The sequence below is a fragment of the Roseateles toxinivorans genome (genome assembly GCF_004362525.1).
Lineage (GTDB): Bacteria > Pseudomonadota > Gammaproteobacteria > Burkholderiales > Burkholderiaceae_C > Paucibacter > Paucibacter toxinivorans.
On the sequence record NZ_SNXS01000019.1, the window covers coordinates 41,203 to 49,721 of the forward strand.

Below are 8,519 nucleotides of genomic sequence, written 5' to 3' on the forward strand. Positions count from 1 at the left end.
TCCTGGTGATTGGGCTCCGCATCCCCTTGCCGGACGATCCCAGGCAAATGCGAGCTGAACCGACGATAGCCCCAAGCCAGGGGCCGCAGGAATAGGGTGAACACTGACTTTTTGGGCCCGAAAACGTGCACGGCCGCGACCCAAAATGGGATCTTTGCGATAGCAGCGCTTCGCGCCGGTGCAGTGTCAGGTCTTGCGCTTGAAGACCAGGTCCCAGACGCCATGGCCCAGCTTCAGGCCGCGGTTCTCGAACTTGGTCAGCGGCCGGTAGTCAGGCTTGGGTGCATAGCCCTCGGCCGTGTTCTCCAGGCCCGGCTCGGCACTCAGCACCTCCAGCATCTGCTGGGCATAGGGCTCCCAGTCGGTGGCGCAGTGCAGATAGCCGCCGGGCGCGATGCGCCCCAGCAGCTGCTTCACAAACGCGGGCTGTATCAGGCGGCGCTTGTTGTGGCGCTTCTTGTGCCAGGGGTCAGGGAAGAAGATGTGCACGCCGGCCAGTGAATCAGGGGCAATCATCTGCTCCAGCACCTCCACCGCGTCGTGCTGCAGGATGCGGATATTGCTCAGAGCCTGCTCGTCGATGTGCTTGAGCAGGGCGCCGACGCCGGGCTCGTGCACCTCGCAGCCAAGGAAGTTGATGCCCTCAAGCGTCTTGGCGATCTTGGCGGTCGCGTCACCCATGCCGAAGCCGATCTCCAGCACCAGCGGCGCATCGCGGCCGAAGGCCTGGGCCACGTCCATCTGCCCGGCCTTGAAGGGCAGCACGAACTTCGGGCCGAGTTCGGCCAGCGCCCGCACCTGCCCCGAGCCCATGCGGCCGGCGCGCACCACGAAGCTCTTGATGCCACGCCTCACCGGCTGGTCATCTGAGGGGGCGTCGGGAGTCTTGGTGTCGGACATGGTTGACAGCAGGGGAGCAAGGGGCGTGGGGGGCGCAGAGTCTAACTCTTATGCCAGACCCATCCCCATCGCCGACAAGGTGTTGAGCACGCGCACCACATAGTTCATGTCAGCCCCGGTGAACTCCAACTCTGTGCCACTGACGCGCTCGACCAGCGGGGTGATCGCAAACAGATCGGCCAGCGCCACCGACTGCGCCCGCACCTGGCAGTGAATGGGGCCTTCCAGGCGCACCGGCGCCACCGGCCGCAACAGATGCGCCTGCATGGCCGCCTTGGCGCCGGCCTCGATCGCCGCGCAGGAGGCCTCGGGCGACAGATGCAGCGCCGCGCGCTGGCCCAGTGCCTGCTTGGTCACGACAAAGGCCGTGTGCGGCAGCATGGCCCGGGTTTCGTCGGCAAACACATTGTCGCCGCTGCACATCAGCACCGGTACGCCGAACTCGCCGGCCAGCGAGCCATACAGCGCCGCCTCACCGTACTCGACGCCATTGATCTGAATGCAGGCGAACGATTTGCCGCTGATGGTGTGCGCCAGCACGCCCTCGGCCCCTGCCTTGGCGTGATAGCCCACCAGCATCAGTGCCTGGCACAGCGGCACGCCGGCCACCATGCCCAGCGCACGCGGCCGGCCATTGAGCAGCCGGGCCTGCGGGTGCAGATGCAGGGGCAGCAGATTGCGGAAATCGCCATGGGAGTCATTGACGATGACCTCGGTCGCACCGCCGGCCAGGGCGCCACGGATGGCGGCATTCGCCTCCTGCGTCATCAGCCGGCGCGCCACCTCGTACTCGCCGTTGCCCATCTGCCCCTGGCCGGGATGGGTGACCCCGGCCACACCTTCGATGTCCACGGAGATCAGCAGTCGCATCAGGCTTCCAGGTGAAGAGATTTCAAAGCGCCGGCTCACCAGCGCTGCGGCAGCGATTGCAGCAGGCGCACGCCCTCGCGTGAGATCGCAATGTAGTCGCCCTGCTCCAGGTCTTTCAGCAAGCGGCTGACCATCTCCCGCGAGCAGCCTACCCGAGAGGCGATGTCGCCATGGGTCAGCCGCTCGGCAATCAGCCGTGTGCCATCGAGTTGGGGCGTGGCCAGCGACACCAGCAACTGCACCACCCGGCCATAGACGTCCAGCAAGGCCATGCTGCGCGCATTGGCCGTGGCCATGCGGGCGCGGCGTATGACCCGGCTCAGCAGCTCGAAGGCGAACTCGGGCTCGGCGGCGATGTGCTCGCGCAGGCTTTGCCGCGTCAGCACCACGCAAACGCTGGGCTCCAGCGCCATCACGCTGGCCGAGCGCGGCCCGCCATCCAGGCTCATTTCGCCGAAATACTCGCCCGCGCCGTAGACGCCGTAGGTCACCTCATGCTCGCGGTGGTCGATCGAGAAGGCCTTGACCCTGCCGCTGAGCAGCAGGTACAGCGTATCGCCCTGCGTGCCCTCCTCGATGATCAAGGTGTGCTTGCGGTAGCTGCGCGTCACGCCGCGCCGCGCCAGGCCGCGCAAGGCCTCGGGCAGCACATCGAACCCGGGGGCGGACGATGAATTAGGGATTGGAGATTGAAGCGTCATCGCGTCCAGACTGAGGCCTATTGGCGCGATCCAGCGCCCGACGCGAGATCGTAACGTGCCAGGCGCCGCAGCCAGGCCCGTGTTTGCCACAGCTGTGCGCCGGCTGCCATTCAGGGCGCCACCTGGTCCAGCGCCGCCAGCAGCCGGGCAATGTCATCGGCATCGTTGTAAGCCTGGACCGAAAGGCGCACAAAGCGCTGGCCAGCATGCTGCGTCACCGGAATCTCGATGCCGCGCGCGAACAAGGCGGCGCGCAGGGCCTCGGCATCGTGGTGCGGCACCGGCAGCGTGACCATCTGCAGCCAGTCCGCATCCTGGCCGATAGGCGCCAGCCCGTAGCGCTGCACCACCTCACGCAGCGCCTCGCCCGCCAACGCGTGGCAGCGCGTGCGATGGCCCCCCCAGTCATGGCGCTGCTGGAAGGCGATCGCTGCCGGCACGGTCAGCCAGGCGGCGATGTCGCGCGTGCCCTGCCATTGCAGGTGCCGCTCCAGCCATGACGCGCCGGCATAGGCCTCGTGGCCACGCCCCTGATCCACATGGCCCCAGCTCACGATCAGGCCCTGCAGCCGCTCATGGTGCTCGGGCCGGGCATGCAGGAAGGCCGAACCCTTGGGCGCACACAGCCACTTGTGGCAGTTGCCGGTATAGAAATCGGCACCCAGGGCGTCCAGATCCAAGTCCAGTTGCCCGGGCGCATGGGCGCCGTCGATCAGCGTCAGCACGCCCATCTGGCGCGCGCGGGCGCAGAGCTCAGCCAACGGAAACGTCAGCGCCGTGACCGACGTGATGTGGCTGCTGAAGATCAGCCGCGTGCGCGGCCCCACCTCGGCCAGCAGGCGGTCAGCAAAGCGGGCGCGCTCGAAGGGCAGAGGCACTTCCACCAGCCTGTAGTGCGCGCCGGCGCCCGCACAGACCCTGCGCCAAGTCTCGTCGCAGGCGCCGTACTCATGGTCGGTGCCCAACACCTCATCGCCCGGCCGCAGATCCAGCGCACGCGCCACCGTGTTGACGCCGGTCGTCGCATTGGGCAAAAAGACCAGATGCTCGGGTGCGGCGCCCAGGTAGGCCGCCAGTTGCGCGCGTGCGTCCATCAGCAGGGCGGCCGAGCGCCGGCCCAGGAACTCGACCGGATTGCGCTCCAGTGCCAGCTGCCAGTCCTGATACACCCGGAAGACCTCGCGCGGACAGGCGCCGAACGAGCCATGGTTCAGGAACACCAGATCCGGGTCCAGCAGAAAGGCTTCGCGCATGGCTTCAAGTGTAGCCATCGCCCCAGTCGCGACCGCCGAAGTGTGGGCATCGGAGCGGAATCATCATGCGCTTCGTGCGCCAACGCACCGATATTGCGCCGGCATCGGCGCAGGCTGCATCACAGCCCGTCTGCACCGACCGCCGGTCAGACGCCCCATTCAATCGATCAAGGAGCTTCACCATGTCAAAAGGTCAGCACGGCAACAAGGAAGCGAAGAAACCGAAGAAGGCCGCTGCGCCCGCCAATCCGCTTGCCGCGGGAATGGCCACCCAGGTGGTGGCCGTGGCCGCACGTCAGCAGGACAAGGGCAAGAAGCGCTGATCGCCCATCGGGGTCGCACAGCAACGCAAAGGAGTCAGACCATGTCAGACAGCAAATACCTGGGCGGCGAACAGGACCGCCGCCGCATCAACCTCAACGACGCACAAGCGCTACACGACTGGAGCAAGGCGTTGCACGCCAGCCCCGACGAACTCAGGCGCGCCATTTCGGCCGTGGGCGACGACGCCGATCGGGTCAGCGAGTATCTGAAGGGCACACCTTCGGGCGCCAAGCCGTGACGCTGATGCTGACCGACCGGCAACGATCAGCCCCACAAGCCGGACATCAGCATTTCTCGCCCGTGAACAGCACCGCCCGCAGCCCGTCCAGCCTATCCAGACCGTCCCGACTGGCCAGTGCGGCCAGCACATCGCTGCACAGTTCGGCGCTGGCGATGCAGGCCAGGCCCCTGCCATCGACCTCCGCCATCAGGGCCAGCCAGGACCGAAGGCCCACCAGGGTCACCTGGGTTCGTGCGGTGGTGACCCAGCCGAACGCTGCGAGCTGACCCAGATAGATCCAGGTCTGACGGCGTGAGAGGCCCGACAGCTGGCCGATGCAGGCCTGCGCCACCGGCAAGGACAGGCTCCGCCCCGGCCAAGCGGTATCAATCCCGGGCGCCAGGGCAGCGGCAAGGGTTGCCAGCACGCTGACCAGACGCTGGAAGCCGTTGCCGGCCAGGCGCATGAAGATCTGCTCCTGGAGCCTGGTTTCGGTGGCCGAGTACAGCTGCTCGGCATCGGCGAATTGCTGTGGCGCCGGCCCCGCCGCAAGCCGAGTCCAGGGAATGTTGATGGTCACCACATCGACCAGCGCGGTGACGTCGTACTGCGCCACATGCTTGCCCAGCGGCGAGGCGCTGCCGATCACGTCACCGAGCCACAGCGCCGCCACGGCAACCCGCGTGCTGCCGGCCACCTGGGTGATCAGGCCGACCGCCCCGCTGCTGATGGCAATCCATTCGGCTGGTGTGCTGCCGGCGCGCACGATGATCTGGCCGCGGCGAAACAACTTCACCCGCGCATCGCTGATCCAGGCAGGCGAAGGCTCGCGCCGCGTTCCGGGCGGGCACGGCCCCAACGGTCGGCTCACCACACCGCCATGCTCTTGGTGAGCACACGCTGCAGCCAGGTTCGGGATGCGGCCTCCGAGACGTCGCCCTGACCCACGCTTTCAAGGCTGGCATTGACGACCTCCTTGGAGCTGACGACATTACCGGGGCGGATGTCGCGCGGGTCGACGATGCCCGAGAAGCGCAGCGTGCTCACGCCACCGTTCAGCCCGGTGCTGCGCTCGCCGGCCACCAGCAGATGGCCATTGGCCAGCACATTGATGACGGTAACGGCAAGCTGGGTGTTGAAGCTGCTCGAGGTCTCGGTGCTGCCGGAGCCCTTGAACGAATCGCTGCCGGCAGCAGCGGCGTCGGCGTTGAGCAGCGAGTCGATCAACCCGCCCGACTTGCGGCCCGAGCCCGGCCCCTTGACCGCCGCCTTGTTGTCGCGGCTGGTGTCACTCGACTGCTTCTGGCTGGCCTGCAGGCTCTCCGAGATGTCCACCTTCAGCTTGTCGCCCACGGCCTGTGGCTTGCGTTCGCTGGAGAACAGCGTGCCTGCCGACATGCTCAGCTGGAAGATGGAGCCGTTGTTCGGCCGCTCCAGGTACAGCGGCGTCCTGGCCGGCGCTGCCGACACCGGGCCCTGCACCAGAGGAGGCGGCGCCGAGGTGCAGGCGCAAAGCAGGGCCGCGAGCGGGCCGGCGGCCAAGCCAAGGCTCGGGAAACGGTTGAAGGTCATGTCCTGGTTCTCTTTCAGGTTGCTTGGCCGGCTCAGCTCTCGAAGCCGGTGATGACCGCCTTCACGACCGGCGCGAGCTTGCGTCGCGTGCTGGCCCATTTGCTGATCGCAAAGTTCTCGTCCACCAGATACGAGCTGGCGCCCATCAGCGAGCCATTCGCTCGGTGCAGGCTGAGGGTGGCGGCGCTCAGGTAGGAGCGATGGGCACCCCCCATCGGCGGCACGGCCCAATGCACGGTGGCGGCGTAGCGGACCCAGTAGCGGCAGTCCGGCCCGCCTGAGCCCGGCTCAAACACCCGGCTCGACACGCCCTGTACCTTGAGCTCCAGCTGCAGCGCCGGCACCAGATCGTCCAGCTGGGGCTGGCCGTTGTATTCGATGCACACGCTCTGGATCGGGGCGTCGCCGTGGTGAATCGTGTTCGTCGCCTTGCCCGGCCCATAGTTAAGTGCCGCCGAGGTGGCCGTGCCCGTGGCCTTCACCAGCTCCCAGGTGGGCGCCACGTTGAAGATCGAGCAGCCCGACAAGGCCGCAACTAGGGCGCCGCACAGGCAGCCTCTGGACAATGAATCGAGCATCAAGGCCTCTTGCTGTCTTCTAGACAAGTTCATCGAGCAACGCGCCACCTGCGAGGGCAGCGAGCGCGCCATAGCCTGCGGTGCTTGACGCGAGCCCGCCGAGTTGACGCGTCGCGTCGGCCACCTGCGCCTCCAAACACGCAGCGGCCTCCTGGACGGCGCCACGCACCGCGCCAATGCCGCTGGTCAGCGCCTGGGCGCCGCAAACCAGCAGGTCCGACGCTTGAGCCCCCACCGAGTCGACGGCGCGAGCGGCTGCCAGGATGCCGCCACCGACCGCATCGCCGACGCCTTGCACGTCGGCGCCTGCCCTCGCCGCCTGCGCCAGTGCCGCGGCCTCCAAGGCCTGCAGGCTTTGCGCACTGAAGCTCACCTGTTGGCCTGGCTGCTTGATCCCGGCCTCGGCCGCTCGCGTGGCAGCGGGGCTGGTCCGGGCGGTACGCGGCTCATCCGCAGGTGGCATCGGCGACGCGCCAAGCCGTGCGCCCGGTCCGTCGGCGGGCACACCGGTGTTGTGCATCGACACCATCGCGCTCAGGCCTTGTTGGCCGTTGCAGCGCCTGCAGCAGTTGCGGCTGGAGGCGCTGCAACTGCACCTGCATCGCGCTGCGCGGCGCCAGCAGCTTGGGCCCCCTTCAGCAGCTCGCTGAAGCTGTCGGGGCCAGGTTTTGCTGCCTGAGCGGCGGCGGGCTTGCTCAATGAGCGATCAACTTTGACGGCTTGCGTGTTCACTTGCATGACGGTGTGACTGAGTGGTGTGGCGATGAACAAATTCTTGCCCGCCAAGCCATTTCAGAAGCCCGGAAAAGCCGCCCCACACCCGGTGTTTCCCCAGCCTCGGTGATGAATGTCACTCAACCCATGCATCGGGCGCGCGAATACCGAAGCGACGGGGCAAGGTGCTCGAGAAGGCCAATCGACGCCTCGACTCAAGCAGGACATTGCATGTCGGCCCGGACGAACTCGGGCAGGCCGCAGCGGAGTGTGGCGACGACGCCGAGACCGTGCGCGACCAACCGCAAAAGGACCACGACGTCCCGGGTGGACGGCAGCGCTAGGAATGCGCCAACCGGACTGGCCAGTGGGACCCGGGTTCAATTCCCCCCGGCCCACCATATTGGATGACCCGCTGCCCGGCGGGTGAAGTCAAAGAAGAGGCTCAAGTCTGTTACGGACTTGGGCCTTTTCCATTTGGGTGCCGCTTTCTGTCCATTTGGTTGAGCCGGGGTCACTTGAACACGCCTCTGTAACCCGCATAAACGCTCAACTTCTTACAGCAAGACAAGAATAGTTGTCCGGATAGTTGTACGTCAAATTGCCCAAGGCCCCCCCATCTGTCCGCTCCATCTCACCACCCGGACTTCGACTGGATTCAAGAGCAAATACAGCGAGAGTGCCAAGCTACTGAACAGCTGCAAGCAAGGCTTGATAGTGATCATTGTCCGCTTTGAGGGACTCCATCAGTAGCGAGACAGCGCCCTCGATGTCCGCTACGGCGTTCGTATTGGTCATCAAGCGTTCGACGCTCTCAAGGTGGCTAAAGTGGTGCAGGACCTTCAGTATCCGATTCGCCTTCTCCGCTCCGAACAACAGCTCAGCGCGCTTCTCAACCTTTGAGCTTCGCCCCATAGGGAGCTTCGCATACGTGTACAACTCAAGAAACCTTCGCGCGGCATTTGGCAAAGCAAGCAGATGCTCCGCGTCCGCCTTGTTGGAGCTTTGGTCGAAGCTATGCAGAATGTGAAACAGGTAGTGGTATTCAGAAGAATACCGAGAGATAGACTCAGGCAGATTGCCCATAGTCGAGCGGGTCGAACTGATTCGCTTAGTCAAGAAGTATCGGGCCTCCCCCGGCAAGTCCCGAAGCAGCGAGAAGAACTCGTAGTTGTGTGTAGAGACAAAGAGCTGCTTGCAAGTAGTCGCAACAGTCCGCTGGTTCGGTATCTTCTTGAAGAAGGTCGACTTCAATATGGAATACACCTGAAAGATGTGGTTGCTGTCCAGCGGTATCCGTCCGGCCAAGTCATCTTGAAGTCGCCAAGCGGAACCGTAAGGATCGTGTCCACTTAACTTAGGTGGACACGATGCCAAGCGAGAAGAT

12 protein-coding genes are annotated in these 8,519 nt (G+C 65.5%); 2 read left to right on the forward strand and 10 right to left on the reverse strand.

All coding sequences use genetic code 11. The features are described from left to right. Positions 1 to 186: 186 nt before the first annotated feature. The 4 genes from trmB to DES47_RS28335 all read right to left on the reverse strand — a co-directional run bounded on the left by trmB (position 187) and on the right by DES47_RS28335 (position 3,742). Positions 187 to 900: a tRNA (guanosine(46)-N7)-methyltransferase TrmB gene (trmB, locus tag DES47_RS28320; protein ID WP_133704149.1), complete on the reverse strand. Its 714-nt coding sequence runs from the start codon at positions 898 to 900 to the stop codon at positions 187 to 189. A 48-nt stretch (positions 901 to 948) separates the two neighbouring features. Next, the gene (locus DES47_RS28325) at positions 949 to 1,770 is read right to left on the reverse strand and encodes a M55 family metallopeptidase (RefSeq protein ID WP_133704150.1); all 822 of its coding nucleotides are present in this window, start codon (positions 1,768 to 1,770) and stop codon (positions 949 to 951) included. Positions 1,771 to 1,805: 35 nt separating this feature from the next. After that, positions 1,806 to 2,471, reverse strand: a complete 666-nt coding sequence (locus DES47_RS28330) for a Crp/Fnr family transcriptional regulator (RefSeq protein WP_133704151.1) — start codon at positions 2,469 to 2,471, stop codon at positions 1,806 to 1,808. A gap of 110 nt (positions 2,472 to 2,581) precedes the next feature. Continuing rightward, positions 2,582 to 3,742, reverse strand: coding sequence for an aminotransferase class V-fold PLP-dependent enzyme (locus DES47_RS28335; protein WP_243748494.1), 1,161 nt, complete (start codon positions 3,740 to 3,742; stop codon positions 2,582 to 2,584). A gap of 47 nt (positions 3,743 to 3,789) precedes the next feature. Between DES47_RS28335 and DES47_RS28340 the strand changes: the two genes are divergently transcribed. Beyond that, complete coding sequence (locus DES47_RS28340) at positions 3,790 to 4,047, forward strand: hypothetical protein (RefSeq protein WP_133704152.1); 258 nt, start codon at positions 3,790 to 3,792, stop codon at positions 4,045 to 4,047. A gap of 41 nt (positions 4,048 to 4,088) precedes the next feature. Continuing rightward, positions 4,089 to 4,286 (forward strand): DUF3606 domain-containing protein, encoded by a 198-nt coding sequence (locus DES47_RS28345; RefSeq protein WP_133704153.1) that lies wholly within the window; start codon positions 4,089 to 4,091, stop codon positions 4,284 to 4,286. A gap of 46 nt (positions 4,287 to 4,332) precedes the next feature. Here DES47_RS28345 and DES47_RS28350 read toward each other — a convergent pair whose 3' ends face one another. The 6 genes from DES47_RS28350 to DES47_RS28375 all read right to left on the reverse strand — a co-directional run. Further along, a complete protein-coding gene (locus DES47_RS28350; protein ID WP_166652231.1) occupies positions 4,333 to 5,064 on the reverse strand; it encodes a cyclic nucleotide-binding domain-containing protein in 732 nt (243 codons plus the stop codon). A gap of 71 nt (positions 5,065 to 5,135) precedes the next feature. Next, the gene (locus DES47_RS28355) at positions 5,136 to 5,840 is read right to left on the reverse strand and encodes a flagellar basal body L-ring protein FlgH (protein WP_133704155.1); all 705 of its coding nucleotides are present in this window, start codon (positions 5,838 to 5,840) and stop codon (positions 5,136 to 5,138) included. Positions 5,841 to 5,872: 32 nt separating this feature from the next. Continuing rightward, positions 5,873 to 6,418, reverse strand: a complete 546-nt coding sequence (locus DES47_RS28360; protein WP_133704156.1) for a cell division protein FtsI — start codon at positions 6,416 to 6,418, stop codon at positions 5,873 to 5,875. A gap of 19 nt (positions 6,419 to 6,437) precedes the next feature. Further along, complete coding sequence (locus tag DES47_RS28365; RefSeq protein WP_133704157.1) at positions 6,438 to 6,947, reverse strand: hypothetical protein; 510 nt, start codon at positions 6,945 to 6,947, stop codon at positions 6,438 to 6,440. A gap of 5 nt (positions 6,948 to 6,952) precedes the next feature. Next, entirely contained in the window at positions 6,953 to 7,204 is a 252-nt protein-coding gene (locus tag DES47_RS28370; RefSeq protein WP_133704158.1) for a hypothetical protein, read from the reverse strand. 615 nt (positions 7,205 to 7,819) lie between these two features. Continuing rightward, a partial coding sequence (locus DES47_RS28375) for an AAA family ATPase (RefSeq protein ID WP_208115145.1) occupies positions 7,820 to 8,519 on the reverse strand: 700 nt, incomplete at its 5' end.

Coding starts and splice junctions, on each gene's coding strand:
- trmB (WP_133704149.1), bottom strand. CDS start 900: ATGTCCGACACCAAGACTCCCGACGCCCCCTCAGATGACCAGCCGGTG.
- DES47_RS28325 (WP_133704150.1), bottom strand. CDS start 1,770: ATGCGACTGCTGATCTCCGTGGACATCGAAGGTGTGGCCGGGGTCACC.
- DES47_RS28330 (WP_133704151.1), bottom strand. CDS start 2,471: ATGACGCTTCAATCTCCAATCCCTAATTCATCGTCCGCCCCCGGGTTC.
- DES47_RS28335 (WP_243748494.1), bottom strand. CDS start 3,742: ATGGCTACACTTGAAGCCATGCGCGAAGCCTTTCTGCTGGACCCGGAT.
- DES47_RS28340 (WP_133704152.1), top strand. CDS start 3,790: ATGCGCTTCGTGCGCCAACGCACCGATATTGCGCCGGCATCGGCGCAG.
- DES47_RS28345 (WP_133704153.1), top strand. CDS start 4,089: ATGTCAGACAGCAAATACCTGGGCGGCGAACAGGACCGCCGCCGCATC.
- DES47_RS28355 (WP_133704155.1), bottom strand. CDS start 5,840: ATGACCTTCAACCGTTTCCCGAGCCTTGGCTTGGCCGCCGGCCCGCTC.
- DES47_RS28360 (WP_133704156.1), bottom strand. CDS start 6,418: ATGCTCGATTCATTGTCCAGAGGCTGCCTGTGCGGCGCCCTAGTTGCG.
- DES47_RS28365 (WP_133704157.1), bottom strand. CDS start 6,947: ATGGTGTCGATGCACAACACCGGTGTGCCCGCCGACGGACCGGGCGCA.